This is a genomic window from Nonomuraea glycinis, from assembly GCF_014646515.1.
Taxonomy (GTDB): domain Bacteria; phylum Actinomycetota; class Actinomycetes; order Streptosporangiales; family Streptosporangiaceae; genus Nonomuraea; species Nonomuraea glycinis.
On sequence record NZ_BMNK01000004.1, the window covers coordinates 474,567 to 493,141 of the forward strand.

Genomic DNA, 18,575 nt, shown 5'->3' on the forward strand with positions numbered 1-18,575 from the left:
GAGAGATGGGGTAGGCAGCGCCGGCAGGACACGGCGCCAAGCCGCAGGCCCTCCAGCGCTTCGTCCTGCCGTCCACCAGTACGCAGATCACTGAGCCGACCCCGACCGCCACTGGACAGACCGAGATCGCGCTAGAGACAACCAGATGAAGACTGACGAACACTGATACAAACCACAGCGGTTACCAACTGCTCGCTTTCCCGAAGCTTGCCCTTGGCCGTCTTGAGCGTCCACGGCCATATGGAAGAGTTACGGCCTATGGAACACCGCGTATTGGGACGCACTGGACGCCAGGTCGGCGTGGTCGGACTCGGCGCCTGGCAGCTCGGCGCCGACTGGGGTCAGGTGAGCGAGGACGACGCCGTCGCCACGCTGTCAGCGGCGGTCGACGAAGGGGTGACGTTCATCGACACCGCCGACGTCTACGGCGACGGCCGCAGCGAGCAGATCGTCGGCCGCTTCGCCAAGGGACGGCCGGAGCTCACCGTGGCCACCAAGATGGGCCGCCGGGTGGAGCAGCTGCCGGACAACTACGTGCTGGCGAACTTCCGCGCCTGGAACGAGCGCTCCCGCCAGAACCTCGGCGTCGACACCATCGACCTGGTCCAGCTGCACTGCCCGCCCACCGCCGTCTACTCGGCCGACGCGGTGTTCGACGCGCTCGACACCCTGGTCGCGGAGAAGAAGCTCGCCGCGTACGGCGTCAGCGTGGAGACCTGCGAGGAGGCGCTGACCGCCATCGCCCGCCCCGGCGTCGCGTCCGTGCAGATCATCCTCAACGCCTTCCGGCTCAAGCCGCTGGAGCGGGTGCTGCCCGCCGCCCGCGAGGCCGGCGTCGGCATCATCGCGCGCGTCCCGCTGGCCAGCGGCCTGCTGTCCGGCCGGTACGACGAGCGGACGACGTTCGCACCTGACGACCACCGCACCTTCAACCGGCACGGTGAGGCGTTCGACGTCGGCGAGACCTTCTCCGGCGTGGACTTCGCCACCGGCCTGGAAGCGGTCCGCCGCCTGGCGCCGCTGGTGCCGGAGGGGGCGACGATGGCCCAGTTCGCGCTGCGCTGGATCCTCGACCAGCCCGGCGTCTCCGTCGTCATCCCCGGCGCCCGCAACCCCGGCCAGGCCAAGGCCAACGCCTCGGCCGCCGCGCTGGAGCCGCTGCCCGCCTCGACGACGCAGGCCGTACAGGATGTCTATGACGAGCTGATCCGTCCGCAGGTGCACGACCGCTGGTAGCGGCCCTTGAGTACGGCGCCCGCTGGTAGCGGCCCTTGCTACGGTGCCCTGGTGAGCGGACGAAGAGTTCTCGTGACCGGGGCGTCGAGAGGGATCGGGCGGGCGGTCGCGACCGCGTTCGCCGCCCAGGGCGACCGGGTCGCGATCCACCACCGGGACTCGCCCGAGCTCGCCGAGAGCCTGCTCGGCGAGCTCCCCGGCGCGGGACACGCCGTCGTCCAGGCCGACCTGGCCGCCCCGGACGAGGTGCGGCGCATGGTGGACGCGGCGGCGGACGCCCTGGACGGGATCGACGTGCTGGTCAACAACGCCGGCGTCTTCCTGCACCACCCGGTGACCGCCCTGTCCTACGAGGAGTGGCAGACGGCCTGGCGGCAGACGCTCGACGTCAACCTGACCGGGGCCGCCAACGTCACCTGGTGCGCGCTCCAGCACCTGCCGCCCGGCGGGCGGATCGTCAACGTCTCCTCGCGCGGCGCCTTCCGCGGCGAGCCGGACAGCCCGGCGTACGGCGCGAGCAAGGCCGGCCTCAATGCGCTCACCCAGTCCCTGGCGGTGGCCCTGGCGCCGAGGGGCATCGCGGTGGCGGCGGTCGCGCCCGGGTTCGTGGCGACGGACATGACCAACGAGCACCTCAAGCCGCCTCGCGGCGACGAGATCCGGGCGCAGAGCCCGTTCGGCCGGGTGGCGCGGCCGGAGGAGATCGCCGCGGCGGTCGTCTACCTGGCCTCGCCCCTGGCCGAGTGGGCCAGCGGCACGGTCCTCGACCTCAACGGCGCCAGCTACCTGCGCTGACCCTGCCGCCCGCGCTCCTCGCCCCGCTGGGCCTCACAGGCCGGTCAGGCCGATGCCGACCAGGACGAGACTGATGAAGCAGGCCACGGCCCGCACCGTGTTCCAGGCGGTCCACCTCGGCGCGTAGTCCTTCCACACCATCGTGCCCGCGTCGACGGCGTTGTTCATCGGCACGTTGATCGCCATGGTGATCAGGAACGAGCCGATGGCGTTCACCCCGGCCGCGGCGAAGAACCAGAGCGCGGCCGGTCCGTCCGCGAGCAGCCCGGCGGCCAGCGCGGCGATCGGCGCGCCGAGGAACGCGAGGTAGAGCCACGGGTTGAGGATCTTCTTGTTGATGCTCCGCATGACCGCCTCGGCCTGGACGGAGTCGACGGCGTTCAACCCCGGCATGACGGACATCGAGAAGGCATAGAAGAGGCCCGCGAGAGCGCCGTGCAGGACCAGGGCGGCAAGAGGCAGCAGCAGCATGAGCACATCGTGGCCGCCCCGCGCCGGCCGGTCCATACATCGTCCGCTCACGCGCATACGCGAGCGTCCAGCGGTCCCCGTTTCCGCCGAGGTGATTCGTCAGCCGACGCGCGCACCTGGCAGTTCGATCCCCAGCCGCTCGTCTCCCCCGCCGGCGACGGACTGACCGACCTGATCCGACCGTCCCCCGGCCACCCAAGAGCCCTGCCTCTCGGCCGGCAGCGCCGGCCACCTTCGATGGGCGGCTTGACTTTGTCGCAAGCTATGACTCATTCTATTGAGACAAACATTGCGACAATCGGAGGAGACATGCCGAACAGAGCATTACCGGACGCCGACCCGCCGGCGCGTCCGGCGGAGTTGGGGCCGGCGAGCGCGTGGCTGGCTCATCACGGCCTGACCGACGACCGGCCGACACCGTTACTGGCCGCACGGCTGGCGGCACGGCGACGTGCCCGCCTCGCCGATCACGTCATACTCGCAGTGTTGATCATCGCCGCGGCGCTCGCGCAGGCCTACGACCGGCTCGCCACATCCCCCTTCGGCGGGGGCGAGCCGCACCGGCCGATGCCGTTGCTCGTCCTGATGACGGCGATGGCCGGGCTCCTGCTGGCCCAGTCGCTGTTCTACTGGTGGGTGCGGCGCGTCGACCGTCGCGCCGGGGCGGGCCTGTCGCGACGCGTGGCCCATCCGATCCAGCCCGGCTGGCGTGCCCTGATCGGCCGCCCGAACGCCGCCCTCATGGTCGCCACCTTCGCCGGTGCGACAGCGCTCGCGGTCAGCGCCCTGACCACCCAGGACTCCACCGTGTGGTACGCGGCCCTCGTCATGCTGGTCGGCCTGGCCGGCGTCGCCGCCGGATTCGTCATGCAGCTCCGCGATCTGCTGATGCGCCCGGTCGTGGCCGAGGACGAGATGTCGCTGATGGCCGACGTCGTCATGCGCGTCGAGGACGCCCGCGAGCTCACCAGGCCGACCGTGGCCTGGGCGCTGCCCATGGTGTTGCTGTTCGGCTCCGCGCCCGCCTGGTGGAACGCCGCCGCGCTCGCCTTCGTGATCCTGGGGCTCATCACGCTCTTCCTCATCCAAGCGAGAACTCCGCCGATCGCGACGGTGGCCCGGCAGGCCATGGGCACCCGATGATCGTCATCGACGCGGCCTCACCCGTTCCGCCGTTCGAGCAGCTACGCGCCCAGCTGGCCAGGCAGATCCAGGACCGCACCCTGGCCGTGGGCGCCCGGCTGCCGACCATCCGCCATCTCGCGACCGACCTCGGCCTGGCCGTCAACACGGTCGGCAGGGCCTACCGCGAACTGGAGGAGGCGGGGCTGATCGAGACCCGCGGGCGGGCGGGCTCGTTCGTGTCGGCCGGCGGCGAAGAAGGCCGCGAACGCGCCCTCCGGGCCGCCGCCGACTACGCGGCCGTGATCGCCGGCGTGGGCCTCGACCCGGTCGAGGCGCTCCGCATCGTGCAGGCGGCCCTGACCTCCGACAGGACGAACTCAGCCGCTCGTTAGCGGGGATCCGGCCCGAATTCCATGCTCGGCCAGGCGGCCCGGGCCGGCCCCGTGATCCTGCCGATCATCCACTCGCGCTGGCCGACACTCCCATGGGGAAGCCGGCCCAGGCATCAGGGCCGGAGGAACTCGGTGAGCGTGGGCGCGAGCTTCTTCGGCGCCATCATCACGGCGCCGTGATCGAGTCCGGGCAGGGTGCGGTGCGTGGCACTGGGCAGCGCCTCCGCGAGCGCCCGCGCGGCGTCGTGGAACCCCGCCGGGCTCTTGCCGCCGGTCAGCACCAGGGCGGGCGCGGTGGCGCCCGCCCACTCGGCCGCCTCCAGCGGCCCGCCCTGCTGCGTGCCGCCCATGACGGCGATGTCGTACGGCAGCGTGTGCGCCAGCTTCGTGAGGCCGGACCACACTCCGGGCATCAGCCTCATCATGGCCACCATGAACGCCGGCATGCCCTGCGCCTGGGTCATGAAGTACTTGACCGCCTCGCCGCGCTTCTCCCGGGCGAGCAGCACGTCGATGTGCCGGCCGAAGTCCCTGGGCGGTACGAAGCCGTCCCCGCTGACCGCGAACGGAGGCTCGTACAGGGCCAACCGCTCGACGTTCAGCCCCGCGGCGGCGGCGCGGAGGGCGAGCACCGCGCCGGAGGAACTGCCGAACAGTGACGCCGAGCCGCCGGTGTGGTCCATGAGCGCGGTGAGGTCCTCGATCTCGCGCTCCACGGCGTAGTCCGTGGCGTCGCCGCTCGCGCCCCGGCCGCGTCTATCGTAATTGATCACGGTGAAGTGGCGGGCGAGCAGGTTGGCGAGCTTGGCGGCGTCCTTCCGGTCAGCGAGCGCCGACGAGACCAGGATGACGGCGGGACCGCCGCCGAGCCGCTCGAAGGCGATCTCGGTGCCGTCGCGGGAGATGATCATGTCGGTGGTGGTCGCGGGCATGGGGTGGTGCTCCGTTCGGGCGTGATGTCGGGATTTCTGGTTGTATGACGGCGGATCCCCGGAAAAGGAATCGATCCCATCACCGACCCCGCTCGTCCGGCAGCGTCTTCTGCGTTTCTCCGGCGTCGAGCCGGACACAGGTTCTGACCGCGAGGCGGTCGCGGCGGTGGATTCTGTCGGTCCCGCCGTTCACACTCGCGTGTGTCTTCCCTTCTTTCTGGAGGTCGCGATGGCGAGGCGCCGAACATCAGCACGCGGACGTCCCACCCGCCGGAGACGCCGCGGGCAGGTGAATCCGGCCTGGCTGGCCCTGCCGGTCGCGGCGGTGTTCGCGCTGCCGTGGGTGCTCGACTTCCTCAGATCGTCGTGGCTGCCCCTGGCCGTCACCGTGGTCACGCTCGCCGTCCTGCTGGGCGCGGCCGTCGTCGTGGTGCGCCGCCTCGGGGCGAGCTATCGACGGGAGGCGCTGATGCGGGCCGGGCTGGATCAGCTCGACCCCAAACGCTTCGAGGAGTTGACGGCCGAGCTGCTGCGGCGCGACGGGTTCCGCAAGGTCCGGGTGGTGGGCGGGTCCGGGGATCGGGGCATCGACGTCCTCGGCGTCGCGCCGGACGGCAGTCCGTACGCCGTCCAGTGCAAGTACTACACCCGCCCGCTGGGGCCCGGTGGTGTGCGCGATTTCGTCGGAGCTCTGCACGCCGCGCCGTACAAGGACCATCAAGGGGTGCTGGTGACCTCGAACTACCTCAGCACGCAGGCGGCCGATACGGCCCGTGAGCAGGACCTGATCGTCATCGACCAGGACAGGCTGGCCGACTGGCTGCTGGGGGTCTACCGGCTCGGGCCGGGCAGGTCGTCGATGCCCTGGCTCGCCCGCCTGCGCCGGGGCCGGACACCGGCCGTCGAGACTCCCTGAGTGAGCCCGGGCGCACCGGCCCGGGCTCACTCGGCGTCCTACGGCACGGGGATCTCGCGCACCAGGCGTGAGCTCCAGGGGCACCAAATCAGGCCGGGCAGGAACGCGCCGCCCGCCTCGTCCAGGTGGTCTTCGACGTAGGGGATCGAGGCGTCGCACACCTCGATGGCGAAGTCGAAGAAGTCGACCGTCTCGGGGTTGTAGTGGTAGGACCAGCGGGGGTTGTAGGGGGCGGGGCGCTTGACGATCCTGCCCAGGATGTGCGGCCTGTCGTTGGTGATACCGGTCACCAGCTCCCTGGCGTGCTGGATCTTGGCCGGGTCGGTGAGCTTGAGGACGGCCCTCTCCCGGGTGCTGTCGGTGAACTCGAAGTAGGCCTCGGGGGCGGCTGCCCGCTGGGCCTGGGCGGGTGCGGTCAGGGCGAGCATCGCGATCGCTACGAGGGCGGCGACCTTGGGGGTGATACGTCGCATGGGCGTCTCCGGTGCGTGTCGGGGCCGCTGACACGGCCACTCGTCACACAATGTAATCGCACGGTCACTGTCCGCTTCGACACGCCTGCGTTACCTCAGGACGCTCACGGGGTGGCCAGGTTGAGCGTGTCCTTGACGATCCGGCCGTCCTGGATCACCAGGACCACGCGGGACGGGTCGTCGAAGAGCTCCGGCTCGGCCAGCGGATCGCCGCTCACCGCGATCACGTCCGCGCGCTTGCCCGCCCGCAGCGTGCCGAGCTCGTCGTCGAGGCGCAGGATCCGGGCGTTGGACGAGGTCGCGGTGACGATGGCCGCCATGGCGCCGACGAGTCCCGCCCGGTGGGCGATCTCCAGCCCGCGCCGGTTCTGGGCCCTGCCCAGCAGGTCCGAGCCGGAGCCGACGAGAATGCCGTGCTCCCGGGCCATCAGGAGCGATTCGCCGGCGGCCTTCGCCGCGCCCTCCAGCTTGGGCAACCCGGTCTCCGGCACTCCCCATTCGGCGGCCTGGTCACGCAACAGCTCGCAGATGGACACGGTGAAGTCCAGCGCCGCCCCCGCCGCGGCGACCTGCGCCGCCACCTCCTCGGTGAGGTACGTGGCATGCTCGAAGCACTCGATCCCGGCTTCGAGGCCCATCCGGATGGCGTCGGCGTTGTGCGCGTGCGCGGTCACGTACGTCCCCCTGGCCCGCGCCTCCTCCACCGCCGCCCGCATCTCGGCGACGCTGAACTGCGTGTCCTCCATCGCGTCGTTGTGCGACACCACTCCCCCGGAGACACACATCTTGAGCTGCGTCGCACCGTGCCGGAACGCCATCCGCGCGGCCCTGCGCACCTCGTCGGCGCCGTCGCAGACCTGACTCCGCTGAATCAGCCCGGGAATGCTGGGCACGTCATGACCGTGCGAGAGGTACGACGGCCCCAGATCGCCGTGCCCGCCGCTCTGGCACAGCAACGGCCCGGAAGGCAGCAGCCGCGGCCCGCGCACGGCCCCCTGCCGCAGCGCCTGCACCATGCCACCGTCCAGGCCGCCGAGCTCACGCACCGTGGTGAACCCGGCCTCAAGGCACAACCCCAGATTCTCGAACGCCGCGGCCGCGATCAGCGCGGGCGGCATCCCCGCCTCACCGAAGTCGACCAGACCGAGGTGCGCGTGCAGATCGATCAATCCAGGCAGTACGGTCAACCCATCGACGTCCAGGTTGACCGCGCCCTCGGCGGCGCCGAACCCGGCGATCCGCTCGCCGTCGACCCGCAGCGCCGATCCCGTCACCGGGTCGGTGCCCGTGCCGTCGATGATCGTGCCGCCGTGCAGAACCAGCATCAGTCGCTCCTCCGTTTGGATGATGGGGCCAGGATCGCCTACGGAAGGGTGCTGCGGCGACGGGCCGTGCGTCAACGCAGGCCGCGTTCTTCGTCGCAGAGCACAACCGATCACCCGAGCTGAAGGCGCACCGGCTCCGCCAGTACCGCCTGAGCCCCGTCGAAGTCCGCCAGCCTGGCCGCGACCGTCGCCACCGCCAGCCGTTCCGGCAGCGCGGCGGCGAACTTCAGCCCGTGGACGGCGCGCCGATCGACATCCGGCAGGACGAGCGCGGCTCCGGTGCGGGCCTCGCGCCAGGCAGCCGCGGTGATATCCGTACGGAGCCGTACGAAAAGGTCAGTCGCCCGCTGGACGGGATCAGTGACCGACGGCAGCGTGGCGGCGAGTGTCGCGTTGGCGCGGTAGCCGGCCCACGTCCACCACCGGACGTCCTCACCAACCTTGGTCACCAGGGTCCCGCCCGGATGGACGAGACCGGGCGCCTCCTCCTCACGCCACTCGGCGAGCGCCGCCCGCGCGCGACGGGTGAGCGTCACCGGAGGATCGGCGCCGAGCAGCACCTCCCGCATGGCGCGGGCCAGGTCGTACGACAGTCCGGTGACCACGCCGCCGGTCCACTTGGCGACGCCACCGCTGTCGGCGGGTTCGACGAACGCTCTCCTGCGGGTCCAGTCGATGAACGTCACCCGCCAGCTACGGCCGCCGAGCAGCAGCAGCCTGGGGCCCGGTCGTTCCTCCGTCAGCACCGAAGGGTCGGTCCGCCCGATCTCCTGCCGTCCCGCGAGCACGGTGAACTGGGGTGGGGCAGTGAAGGACGCGGTCAGCTCGATGAAGTGCCGCCGGCCGAAGCGCCGCTCTGCCTCGGGGCCGACGAACAGCAGCCCGCCATCCTCATCAAGGTAACCCTGGCTGACCAGGTGCCGCAGGATGGGCTCGGCCGAGCGGTCGAAGGGCGCGAGCCCGTTCCACTCAGTGGGCCACATCCGATCGCCGACCGTGTGCCGCTGGAGCGTGACGGCGAGCAGTTGCTGCGCGACCAGGTGGCGGGGTTCGGGGGGCGCGTTCACCGGCTCCACCCAGCCCTTCCCCCACAACACCGCCAGCCCCGCCGCCTGGAGCAGGCCCTCCTTGGTGGTGGTGAGAAACAGACAGTTGCGTACGGTGTCCGTGCGGCGCCCTGTGCGGCCGAGGCGCTGCAGGAACGACGCGACGGTGCGGGGCGCGTCGATCTGGATGACCCTGTCCAGGTCGCCCACGTCGATACCGAGTTCGAGCGTCGAGGTGGAGACGATGACGCAGTCGCGCGCCTCCGTGAACGCCTGCTCCGAACGCGACCGTTCGTCGGCGGAGAGCGAGGCGTGGGACAGGAACACGTTCACCTCGCGAGCACGCAGCGCCGCACCCAGGTGCTCCACCTGCCGCCGCGAGTCACAGAACACCAGCCGCTTCTCTCCCCGATGCAGCGTCGAGATCACCCGCGCGGCGTTGTCGAGCGAGCCGACGTAGTCGAGCTCGACGTCACCCGGTGAAGGCGACGCGGCGAGGTCCGGCGCGATCACCTGCCCGGCCCGCCGACCGGCGGCGGCGCCTTGCAGCCAGGTGAGCAGGTGCCGCGGATTGCCCACGGTGGCGGACAGGCCGATGCGCTGGATGGAGTGCCCGGTGACGCGCTCCAGCCGCTCCAGCACGGCGAGCAGGTGCCAGCCGCGATCGTCTCCGGCGAAGGCGTGCACCTCGTCCACCACCACCACTCGGACCTGTCCCAGCAGGTGGGCGTGGTCGGTGGTGAATCCGATCAGCATCGCCTCAAGAGATTCGGGTGTGGTGAGCAGAATGTCCGGAGGGTCGGTGCGGATCCGCCGCCGCTGTGATGCGCGCGTGTCCCCATGCCAGAGAGCCGCCCGCCGCCCGAGCCACTGCGCGTAGCCGTCGATCCGGGTGATGAGGTTGTTGAGCAGGGCTTTCAGCGGGCACAGGTACAGCACGGACACGCCGGTCCAGTGCTGCGCCGTCATCGCGGACAGCAGCGGGAAGCAGGCCGCCTCGGTCTTGCCACCGGCCGTCTGGGCCAGGAGCACCGCGTCCTCCCCGTTCATCAGCGGCTCGATCGCCGCCCGTTGCATGGGGCGCATATCGGGCCAGCCGAGGGTGTTGACGATGTGGTGCAGCACGACCGGGTCGAGCCGCTCCACCGGATCGGTCATCACAGGTCCAGGTCGAGGTCGTCGGCCGAGACGACGAGATTGCGCTCAAGGTCGGTGAGCTCGTTGCCCGCCAAGGTGAGCCGGTAGTGCCGTCGCGGGTCGAAGTCCTCGAACTGGTCGATCCGGTCGAGTACGTCTCCTACGAGTTTCTTCAGGAACAGCCGGGGCGCCACCCCGATCTTGCCGCCGAGCGCCCCGCCGACCGCCTGTGCGAGCTCGGTGACGTACGCGTCGTCGGCGATGGCCTTGACCCGTTCGGCGGCACCGGCCGCGTACAGGTCGCGGATGGTCAGCCCCAGGCTTACCAGCGACTCCTGGGTGAAGCCCGGCAGCCGGAGTTGCACGGCGCGCGGGTTGTCGAAGCGCGGGTCGGTGCTGAAGTCGGTGGACAGCCGCTGCGCGAGGGGCGCGAGCCGCTGCACGCCCTGCTGCCCGTCGTAGAACGCCGGGGTGCCGGTGATCACCAGGTAGAGGCCGGGGAAGCGGCCGGAGTGCACCTCGTCGATGAGCTGCCGCAGCGCGTTGAGCGCCTTGTCGCGGGCGTCGGAGCGGACACGTTGCAGGGTCTCGACCTCGTCGAGCACGACGAGCAGCCCGGGATGTCCGCTGTCGCGCAGCACGGTCAGCAGCCCTTGCAGGAAACCCAGCGCGCCGAAGTGGTCGAGGTCGCCGCGCACTCCGGCGGACCTGCGGGCGGCGGCGGCCACGTGGGGCTGCCCGCCGAGCCAGGCCAGCACGGCCGCGGCCGTGGCCTCGTCCCCGTCGAGCAGCGCGGCCCGGTAGCCACGCAACGCGGTCGCGAAGGAGGGCGCCTGCCGGGACACTTCGGCGAGGCGGGCGGCCAGGAGCGTGTCCACCTCGGCGGAGAGTTCGTCGTCGCCGGCTCCGGCTGCGAGCGCGTCCTCCTCCAGCGCGTAGAACCAGGCGTCCACCACCGGTCGCAGCGCGCTCGGCGGGAAGCTGGCGGTGGTGAGCCGTTCGGTCAGCCGCCGGTAGACGGTCTCCAGCTTGTGCAGCGGCGTCTCGTTCTCGGAAATCTGGATCTCGGCGACCGCGAAATTGCGACGCTTGGCGCGCTCACCGAGCCATCGGGAGAAGAACGTCTTGCCGGAGCCGTACTCTCCCCTGACGGCCTTGAACACCGATCCGCCGGTGGTGACGGCGTCCAACTCGGCGTCGAGCGCCGACTCGAACCTGTCCAGGCCGGTGGCGAGCAGGTCGAGCCCGCTCTCCGGCACCGCGCCGCGCCGCAACGCATCGATCACCGATCGCCGGCGCGCGGCACTGACCTGGGCGGATCTGGTGACACTCACGTCGATCAGTGTCCCAGCTCGAACTGGTCCCGCAGCAGTGCCGTGTGCAGGCGCAGGGTCCGCGCGTCCGGAAGTGTCTCCAGGACCTGGACCCCGTCGTAGTTGAGGAGCTGGCGCAGGACGGCGGCGAAGCCGTCGGCCCGGGTCACCGGGTAGCCGATGCGCTGGGCCAGGGCGGTGGCCGGAAGCGTGCCCGCGTCGAGGAGCACCCGGATCGCCTGGTCGACCTTGTCCATGGGCGGCTTGCGCGCCAGGAGGCTCACCTGCTCCTCGAAAGTCTGCGAGGCCAGGAGCTCGTCCGCCAGCCGATCGGCGGGCGACCGGAGCCGGGGGGCGAGCAGTGCGTCCTCCGCCGGTGCCAGGACCATGTCGAACAGCGCGTCACCGAGCTCCTGTCGTGACTTCGATCGCTTCTGTGCTTTCTTGGGCGCGGGCAGTGGTGTGGGCGCGACAGGCTGCACCTCTTCCAGGGACCACCATGGAGGACGCTGATCGCCCAGTTCGCGCCAGCCTCTGGGCGGCTCCGCGCCGAAGGGCAGGAACGCCAGCACCGGGATGGTGAACTCGGCGACCGCCGCACCACCGTGATAGCCGGCCTTCTGCGAGGTGTAGCGGGAGTCCGCGTCCCACAGCGCGACGATCTCGGCGCCCGGCTGCGGCCACACCACCCGCGGGCCGGACAACGCGATCTCGCTCTCTCGTACGGGCTCACCCGGGGTGCGGTGCCGGGCGGAGGCGATCCCGTCGCCGTCGAGCTTGATCCCGTGCCGGTCCACGACATGCCCGTGATCACTGACGATGATGACCGCTCTGCCCTGGTCCGCCGCCATCCGCAACAGCTCGCGCAGTTTGCCGATGTCGTCGAGCCGCCAGGCGCCGTCACCCAGCTTCTGCTCCTTGCCGAGCCGGTCGTCGATGGTGTTCAACACGACGGCGACGTGGGTGTCCTCATCGGCCAGCGCCTGGGTGAGCTCCGGCCCAAAGGCGTCGCCGACGCCGTCACCTCGCAGGTCGTCCTTGTGGAAAACGGCCGCCTGAGCGCTCCCCCAGAAGCGGTGCGCCGGGAAGAGCCGCTTCTCGTCGGCCTGCGTGCCCTTCATCAGTTTTCCGGCGAACAGGGAGGTGCGGGAGATCGTGGTCAGGGTGGGCAGGGCGGCGGCCATCGCCCGCCGCTTGGGGGTCCGCTCGTCCGGCAGCGGATCGTACTCGGCCCAGTCGCGCCGCAGTTCCTCCCCCAACTCGGTGGCGATCGCCGCACTCATCCCGTCCAGGACGAGCAGCATGACCCGCCGCTCCCTCTTGACGGCCACGGGCTTGACCACGCGCGTCAGGAAGGACTCGACGGTGAGCATGCCGCCGGGGTCGGTGCTCGCCTCCAGCCTCCTGGCGAAGGAATGGTCGATCGCCCGCCGCCGCTCGCGGACGTCGGTGCCCAGCCGGTCGTAGGCCGCTCTGAGCGCGGGTTCGGGGTCACCGCCCGACTCAACGTGCTCCAGCGCCTGATCCACCCATCCGGTTTCGGACAGGTGGCGTTCCATCGCCGCCGCCACCGTCTCCGCCTCCGTAGGCGGGTCGGTGGCGAGCCACTGGGCGAGCCGCTGCCCCATCCGTGCCCGGGTGATTCGCACGCGCGGGTCCGGGTCGGCGGCCAGGCCGTGCGCTCCCAGCTCCCGGACGGCGCGGGCGATCGCTTGTGAGCCCCGACCCGCCAACGCCCGGCCTGCCGCCGCGAACCGGGCGTCGAGTCCCGCGGCCAGGACCGGGCTCGCGGCCACCGCGCTCTCGGCGCCGAAGTGCGTGGCGAGCCCTCCTGCCCGCTCCAGCACCCTGCTGGTGATCCGCCGCACCTGGCGGGTGTGCTCCTCGTCGCCGTCGGTACGGCCTGCCGCCAGCAGCGCGGTCACGTACTCCTCGCAGGCCCTGCCGAACGGGATGACCAGCGCGTCCAGGGCCTCCCCCGTCGCGGGTGGTTCGTCGCCGAAGTAGCGCTCGGCCCGGCCTCGGGCGCGGTAGGTCTGCTCGTCGGCGTCGGATCGCAGCCACAGCGACGCGCAGACCAGCCCGAACGCCACCGCGTCCGGCCCGTGCCCGGCTGCCACCAGCGCGAGCAGTGCCCGGCCCGCCAGGTCTTCTTCGCCCAGGAACGTCATGAGACCGGCCCGCTCCGGCCCGCGCAGGGCCAGCAGCCGCTCCGGGGCGCCGGGGACGAGCGACCATCGCAGCAGGGCGTGGGTGTCGAGGCCCTCGTCGTCGGCCAGCGGATCTTCGCTGTAGCGGCCGAGCCCGAGCCGACGCAGGGCCAGTGTCGACAGAGCGGTGCGGCGCGACAGCACCCCGCCCGCCAGCGGCGGCCAGCCGCCCGGCGGAGTGGCGTCCAGCAGCGCCTCGGCCGCCCAGTCGTCCTCACTCAGCCGCGGGTCGACCTGCCCGGCGCCGAACGCCTCCCGTACGACGCTCCAGCTGTCCACGGTCTGGACGCGCTGCTTGTGCACCCGGGCGAGGATCGCCGGGTCGAGCTCGGTCTGCTCCCGATCGGTCAGCACGACCAGCACCGCGGGCTCGTCCTGTCCGGCCAGGTGGCCGAGCGCCAGTTCGTGTACGGCGAGCGGCGACGGCGCGGTGGCCATCCGCGCGCGTCGTCCTTCGCCGAACTCGAGCTCGCCTGGCCCGTCCCACACGGGCGCGGAGCGCAGCAGGACGACGCGCCGCCGTTCGCCGGGAGAGCCGGTCAGCGAGGTCTGGGAGGACAGATACTGGGCGACGGTCACGGCGTTCAGCCGCACCGCGACGGTGACCGCTGTGCTCATCGCTGCACGACCTGCCAAGAGACCTCGATGATGGCGTCCGGCTCGCCGGCCACCAGTTCGGCCAGCTCAGCGGCCAGCTCCGCCACTGCTTGAGAGGCTTTCGTACGCTTCAATCCAGAGCGGCGGGGTGTACCGGGCGTGTCCGGCGTTCGGCCGGGCTCGTCCAGGTCGCCGAGCCCTGCCACACCGCCTGCCGGTCCGCTCCCACCTACCGCGCCGGTCCCGCCGGCCGGGCCAGGTCCACCTGCCGGGCCGGTTCCCCCGGTCAGACCCGTCTCACCGGCGGAGCCGTTCCCGCCCGCCGGACCGACGGAGCCTGGACCCGGGCTGACGACGGGCCGCTGGTTGCGCTTGATCAGCGCGGTGACCTTGCCGCGCGTGTCGGCGAGCGCTTCGACGAGGTCCCCCGCCCGGGGGTCGGCGTTGGCCACCCCGCGCAGGGACTCCAGCAGCGCCAGCCCTTCCGTCCCCTGCCCTTGCGCCAGCTCCAGCGTGTCCCAGGCGGCTCCGGCCAGCGCCCGCTCGACCTCGTGCGCCCGCTTGACCGAGCTGCCGTAGCGGTCGGCGCTCACCTGCCCCAGGTCGAAGCGGGCCAGCACCTCGATGACCTTCTTCGCCCCACTCGCGCCGCGCCCGGCCTCCTGCAGCGCTGCGAGCAGCTCCACCGAGCGGCGGGCCAGCGCGAGCCGCCCGCTCTCGTCGGTCTCGTCCAGACCGAGGAAGCTCACGTGCGCCTCAAGCTGCCGGACCAGTCCCGCAGCGGTCTCACGGTGCTCTCCAGCGGCTTCGGAGATCTGCCGGGCGAACTGGTTGACCATGCGGCCGCGGCGCAGGGTCGGCGCCTTGTTTCCGAAGATGACCTCGAACCGCTGCCGGGCCTCCGCCCAGTCAGCCTCGTCCGGCAAGGGCTGGCTGCGCAGCGCGTCACGCGGCTTGATCTGGGAGAGCTCGGGCGCGGGCTCCAGCGGCACGCCCTCGCGCACCCACACCCGGTCGTCCATCTCGGCGAAGGCCGCGACCACGAGGTTGGCCAGGAACGGCTCCAGGCCGCGCCGCTCCGGCCGGTCCGTCCAGTCGGTGAGCGTGATCACGCTGAGGTCGCCGGTGACGCCCTCGCGCTGCGCCTCCCGCCGGAAGTGGTCGGCCCACCGGGTGGACAGCTCGAAGTACGCCTCCTTCTGCTGCCCGAGCCCGAGCGGCCAGGCGAGGCGCTCCATCAGCTTGCGGTCCTTGGCCGGCACCTCCACGCGCCCGTCGCGCGCCTCGGCGGCGGCCCGGACATGGCCGAACACCGTCCTGGCGTCGGCCGGTCTCACCGCGAGGCCGGTGGCGTCCCGGTCCAGCTCGGGGTGGGCGGGGAACTGGTGGGCGAGCAGTTGGCCCGCGACGTGCCGGATGGCGTCACGCAGCGACTGCCCGAAGGAGACGGTCAGCCCGGCCAGGTCCGGCAGGGGCGCGAAATGCTCGTCGAAGCCCAGCTCGACATCGGCCGCCTTCTTCGCGTCCAGGCCGTAGGCGCCCTTGAAGGCCGTACGGACCTGCTTGAGCAGCGCGTCGCGCTGCGTCTCCAGCAGGCCCTTGGCCCGTGCGCGGTTGTCGGCGTTGAGATGGCCGGCGTACTGGGTGGCGAAGCGGTGCTCGTCGGAGAGCGCCTTGTCGATGACGACCAACCGCTTGAAGTCCGCCATCCGCTGCGCCGACAGGTGGGCGGGCACCCAGCCGACCGTCTGCGGCGCCTTGCCCATGCGCGGGCGCGCGCGCAGGTTGCGCATGCGGTTGACGTCGTCGACGGGCCCGTAGTCGCCCTCGTCGAAGGGCAGGTCCACGACGATCCGCCACTGCCCGTCGAGCTGTGGCTGCAGGTCGTGGTCCTCGATCTCGCTCTCGTCGGCGATGTTCCCGAAGATCACCTCGATGGTGCGCTCGGAGCCGCGCCACACCAGGCGCAGTTCGTCGGCCCCCAGCCGGCCGTTGGGACGGTCCACACCCAGCTCGGCCGCGAGGAGCTTCTTGGCCAGCGCGATCCGGTTGCCGGGATTGTCGTTGACGGCGGCGTTGGCCAGGACCGAGTCCACGTCGACGCCGGTGAGCTCCAGTCGCACGGCCGGGTTGGCGTCGGTGCCTGTCTCCTTGATCTCGGGAAAGCGGGCCGCCCAGTCGGCCACCTTGGCCTTGATGATGCCGACCTCGCTGCCCGGGATGGGCGCGGTCACCGAGCCGTGGTTGAGCGCGCCGAGCCGCCGGACCGTCAGGTCGCTGAGCGCGGGCACGCTGGGCGCGAGGGCTGACAGCAGTAGCGTGCAGATCAGCCGGTTGTCCCCGACGAACACCCGGCAGCGCTGGGCCAGCCCGGGATCGGTGATCGTCTCGGGCCGGTGCAGGAAGCGCTCGACGTCGTCCTCGGTGACCTCGTTGACGCCGAGCAGGTAGGGCCGGAGCTTGGTCTTGTAGAGCCGGTCGGCGGCCTCGAAGACCACTTTCAGGCTGTCCACGAACGGCTTGTCCCCGCCCGCGGCGATCACCTCGTAGAGGTCTCCCAGCGGGACCAGATCGCCCAGCCGCAGGTGACCACGGTGGTCGGCGAGAAGCTGTCCCATCAGCTTCAGACCGGTCCGGGAACGTTGCAAAGCGGAGGAGATGTGCACCAGCGTGTCCATGAACGCGGGCGAGAAGGGGTACGTCAGCCGGAAGGACTCCTCGTCCGCGCCGGTGCTGCCCTTGTCCGAGCCGAGCAGCGTGTCCCAGACCTGCGGGCCGACTTTCTTGGTCCGCTCGAACGCGGCGTTGACCAGCGCCGCCGCCTCGTCGTTCATCGGCTTGACCACACGGGCGTGGGCGATCTGCGGAAGGTTGCGATCCTCCAGGGTGATCTTGTCGAAGCGCCCGGACGCGAGGTTGAGCGTGTCCTGGATGGACGCCTCGGCAGCGCCCGACACCTCCTCGCCGACCAGCTCCCGCAGGTCACGCTGGCGCGCGATGAACGAGATGATGGGGATCGCCCGCCGGGCGTCGCCGCCCTCCACGAAGTTCGTGATCTTACTGGCCTCACGGGCGACGAACCGCTGGTCGTGGATGAGCGTCGCCAGCCAGAGGATCAGCTCGTCCATGAAGAGGATGAGCCCGTCATAACCGAGCGATCTGGCGTGTTCGGCGATCACCGACAGTCCGGCGTCCAGCGAGATGAACCCGTGCTCGTCCTCGACCGCGTTCCGCGCGAAGCCGGGCAGCAGGCTGGTGCTCGCGTCCTGCACGAGTTTGGCCCGCAACTCGGCCGGCGTGGCCGGATGCACCAGGTCCAGCGGGGCGCCGCCGTCGTGCGCCTCCTCCGCGCCCAGCGCGGTGTCGAGCAGGGCGGGCGTCCACGCGAACGACTCCCCCCACTCGTCGTCTCCCTCGTCGCCGAACCCGAGCCCCCTGACGACCGCGTCGTCGCCCATCCGCTCGCGCATGGCCCGGATGTCGGCGAACAACGAGTCCGTCCGGTAGACCTGCGGGGTGGGCGCGTCCGGGTGCAGCTTCTTGACGTGGCTGACGTAGCCGCCGAGCACCCGCTGCTCCAGGGCTTTGGCCCCCAGCATGTGGTACGGCACGAGAAGGAACTTCTTACCCTCGCGCTCCAGCCACTCGTGCCTGGTGAGCACGGGGTCGAACTCCGGGCGCCGCCAGGCGGACCGGTCGTGTCTGAGCAGTGCGTACAGCACCGCCATGAAGTGCGACTTGCCGGAGCCGAACGAGCCGTGCAGGTAGGCCGCTTTCGACGTACGCCCGTCGAGAGCGGACTTGATCAGCCCGATCGCCTCGTCGAAGTTCTCCAGCAGGCGCTCGGTGACCACATAGTCCTTGAGCGCCCGCTCGGCCCCTTCGGGCGTCACCGCCTCCGCCAGGCTCAGCACGAAATCCGAGGTGGAGATCGACTCCTTGATGTCGATGACCTCGCGGAGCAGGGGCTGCTGGACCATGGGGGATGACCTCTCCTTCGACGCCGCGCTCGACGATACCGAACGATCCCGACACCGGGACCAGACGCCGAAAACAGAGGGCGCGATCTCAACGATCATGCCCTCCCCCAGGTGGCGATGAGCCGGTCGGCGTTTGCCGGCCGATGCCCCCGAGGGGTCTCAGCATCTCGCGGGAAACTTCTGCCATCGTTCTATGCTTCGTTTGTACTGTTCGGGCATGTGGAGGCCGGAAACTTCGCCGTACCCGAACAGGCCCAACTTTTTGTGCTCGTTAGAGCTTCGGATCTGCTCGTTCCCGCGATATGTCGAGCCGTAGCTCACGATAAAGGTATGACGCAGCGGCGTGATCTCGTAGACCCACGTATCGATGATCGATTCGACTGTGACGGTGAGATTGAGCTCTTCGTACACTTCTCTGCACACGCACACTTCGGGAGTTTCGCCGACCTCCAGCTTCCCCCCGGGCAACTCCCACTCGTCCCGCTCGTTCATGAGCAGCGGTATTTTACCGTCGATGTCGATGACGAGCTTGACCGATATGGGCAGCTGATACTCGAAATATCCGGCGTTACGCTCCACCAGATACTGAGGCTTCCCATCGGGGCCGAGTCGGTCTGGACCATCCAT

The 18,575-nt window shown here is 70.8% G+C and carries 14 protein-coding genes; 5 read left to right on the forward strand and 9 right to left on the reverse strand.

Annotated features, from left to right (window positions below; all coding sequences use genetic code 11):
- The first annotated feature begins 258 nt into the window (after window positions 1-258).
- Together IEY87_RS15685 and IEY87_RS15690 are read left to right on the forward strand one after the other, a co-directional pair.
- Window positions 259-1,236, forward strand: coding sequence for an aldo/keto reductase (locus IEY87_RS15685; RefSeq protein ID WP_189139348.1), 978 nt, complete (start codon window positions 259-261; stop codon window positions 1,234-1,236).
- 51 nt (window positions 1,237-1,287) lie between these two features.
- Complete coding sequence (locus IEY87_RS15690) at window positions 1,288-2,031, forward strand: SDR family NAD(P)-dependent oxidoreductase (protein WP_189139349.1); 744 nt, start codon at window positions 1,288-1,290, stop codon at window positions 2,029-2,031.
- 33 nt (window positions 2,032-2,064) lie between these two features.
- Here the strand turns inward: IEY87_RS15690 and IEY87_RS15695 are convergent, their stop codons facing one another.
- On the reverse strand, window positions 2,065-2,553 hold the full coding sequence (locus tag IEY87_RS15695) for an anthrone oxygenase family protein (RefSeq protein WP_225277292.1): 489 nt from the start codon (window positions 2,551-2,553) through the stop codon (window positions 2,065-2,067).
- Between the two features lie 258 nt (window positions 2,554-2,811).
- On the opposite strand from IEY87_RS15695, the gene IEY87_RS15700 reads away from it, so the two are divergent.
- Both IEY87_RS15700 and IEY87_RS15705 read left to right on the forward strand, forming a co-directional pair.
- The gene (locus tag IEY87_RS15700) at window positions 2,812-3,645 is read left to right on the forward strand and encodes a hypothetical protein (protein ID WP_189139350.1); all 834 of its coding nucleotides are present in this window, start codon (window positions 2,812-2,814) and stop codon (window positions 3,643-3,645) included.
- Complete coding sequence (locus IEY87_RS15705) at window positions 3,642-4,019, forward strand: GntR family transcriptional regulator (protein WP_189139351.1); 378 nt, start codon at window positions 3,642-3,644, stop codon at window positions 4,017-4,019. Before IEY87_RS15700 ends, IEY87_RS15705 begins: the two co-directional genes overlap by 4 nt.
- Window positions 4,020-4,132: 113 nt before the next feature.
- Here IEY87_RS15705 and IEY87_RS15710 read toward each other — a convergent pair whose 3' ends face one another.
- On the reverse strand, window positions 4,133-4,951 hold the full coding sequence (locus IEY87_RS15710; protein WP_189139352.1) for an alpha/beta fold hydrolase: 819 nt from the start codon (window positions 4,949-4,951) through the stop codon (window positions 4,133-4,135).
- Between the two features lie 289 nt (window positions 4,952-5,240).
- Between IEY87_RS15710 and IEY87_RS15715 the strand changes: the two genes are divergently transcribed.
- Entirely contained in the window at window positions 5,241-5,867 is a 627-nt protein-coding gene (locus IEY87_RS15715; RefSeq protein ID WP_189139353.1) for a restriction endonuclease, read from the forward strand.
- 38 nt (window positions 5,868-5,905) lie between these two features.
- Here IEY87_RS15715 and IEY87_RS15720 read toward each other — a convergent pair whose 3' ends face one another.
- From IEY87_RS15720 to IEY87_RS15750, 7 genes are all read right to left on the reverse strand, one after another.
- Entirely contained in the window at window positions 5,906-6,340 is a 435-nt protein-coding gene (locus IEY87_RS15720) for a BP74-related protein (protein WP_189139354.1), read from the reverse strand.
- Window positions 6,341-6,444: 104 nt separating this feature from the next.
- Window positions 6,445-7,665: a metal-dependent hydrolase family protein gene (locus IEY87_RS15725; RefSeq protein ID WP_189139355.1), complete on the reverse strand. Its 1,221-nt coding sequence runs from the start codon at window positions 7,663-7,665 to the stop codon at window positions 6,445-6,447.
- Window positions 7,666-7,775: 110 nt separating this feature from the next.
- Complete coding sequence (locus IEY87_RS15730) at window positions 7,776-9,869, reverse strand: DEAD/DEAH box helicase (protein ID WP_189139356.1); 2,094 nt, start codon at window positions 9,867-9,869, stop codon at window positions 7,776-7,778.
- A complete protein-coding gene (brxD, locus tag IEY87_RS15735) occupies window positions 9,869-11,182 on the reverse strand; it encodes a BREX system ATP-binding protein BrxD (RefSeq protein ID WP_225277291.1) in 1,314 nt (437 codons plus the stop codon). Before brxD ends, IEY87_RS15730 begins: the two co-directional genes overlap by 1 nt.
- Window positions 11,183-11,187: 5 nt before the next feature.
- Window positions 11,188-13,989 carry a BREX-2 system phosphatase PglZ gene (gene pglZ, locus IEY87_RS15740; protein WP_189139357.1) on the reverse strand — a complete coding sequence of 934 codons (2,802 nt, stop codon included), beginning with the start codon at window positions 13,987-13,989 and terminating at the stop codon, window positions 11,188-11,190.
- Window positions 13,986-17,948 carry a BREX-2 system ATPase PglY gene (pglY, locus tag IEY87_RS15745; RefSeq protein WP_189139358.1) on the reverse strand — a complete coding sequence of 1,321 codons (3,963 nt, stop codon included), beginning with the start codon at window positions 17,946-17,948 and terminating at the stop codon, window positions 13,986-13,988. The genes pglZ and pglY overlap by 4 nt, the downstream gene beginning before the upstream one ends.
- Before the next feature lie 159 nt (window positions 17,949-18,107).
- Complete coding sequence (locus IEY87_RS15750) at window positions 18,108-18,575, reverse strand: NUDIX domain-containing protein (protein ID WP_189139359.1); 468 nt, start codon at window positions 18,573-18,575, stop codon at window positions 18,108-18,110.

Bases quoted from the DNA above. Each gene is read 5' to 3' on its own strand.
- IEY87_RS15685 (WP_189139348.1), top strand. From the start codon at position 259: ATGGAACACCGCGTATTGGGACGCACTGGACGCCAGGTCGGCGTGGTC.
- IEY87_RS15700 (WP_189139350.1), top strand. From the start codon at position 2,812: ATGCCGAACAGAGCATTACCGGACGCCGACCCGCCGGCGCGTCCGGCG.
- IEY87_RS15705 (WP_189139351.1), top strand. From the start codon at position 3,642: ATGATCGTCATCGACGCGGCCTCACCCGTTCCGCCGTTCGAGCAGCTA.
- IEY87_RS15710 (WP_189139352.1), bottom strand. From the start codon at position 4,951: ATGCCCGCGACCACCACCGACATGATCATCTCCCGCGACGGCACCGAG.
- IEY87_RS15720 (WP_189139354.1), bottom strand. From the start codon at position 6,340: ATGCGACGTATCACCCCCAAGGTCGCCGCCCTCGTAGCGATCGCGATG.
- IEY87_RS15725 (WP_189139355.1), bottom strand. From the start codon at position 7,665: ATGCTGGTTCTGCACGGCGGCACGATCATCGACGGCACGGGCACCGAC.
- IEY87_RS15730 (WP_189139356.1), bottom strand. From the start codon at position 9,869: ATGACCGATCCGGTGGAGCGGCTCGACCCGGTCGTGCTGCACCACATC.
- pglZ (WP_189139357.1), bottom strand. From the start codon at position 13,989: ATGAGCACAGCGGTCACCGTCGCGGTGCGGCTGAACGCCGTGACCGTC.
- pglY (WP_189139358.1), bottom strand. From the start codon at position 17,948: ATGGTCCAGCAGCCCCTGCTCCGCGAGGTCATCGACATCAAGGAGTCG.
- IEY87_RS15750 (WP_189139359.1), bottom strand. From the start codon at position 18,575: ATGGATGGTCCAGACCGACTCGGCCCCGATGGGAAGCCTCAGTATCTG.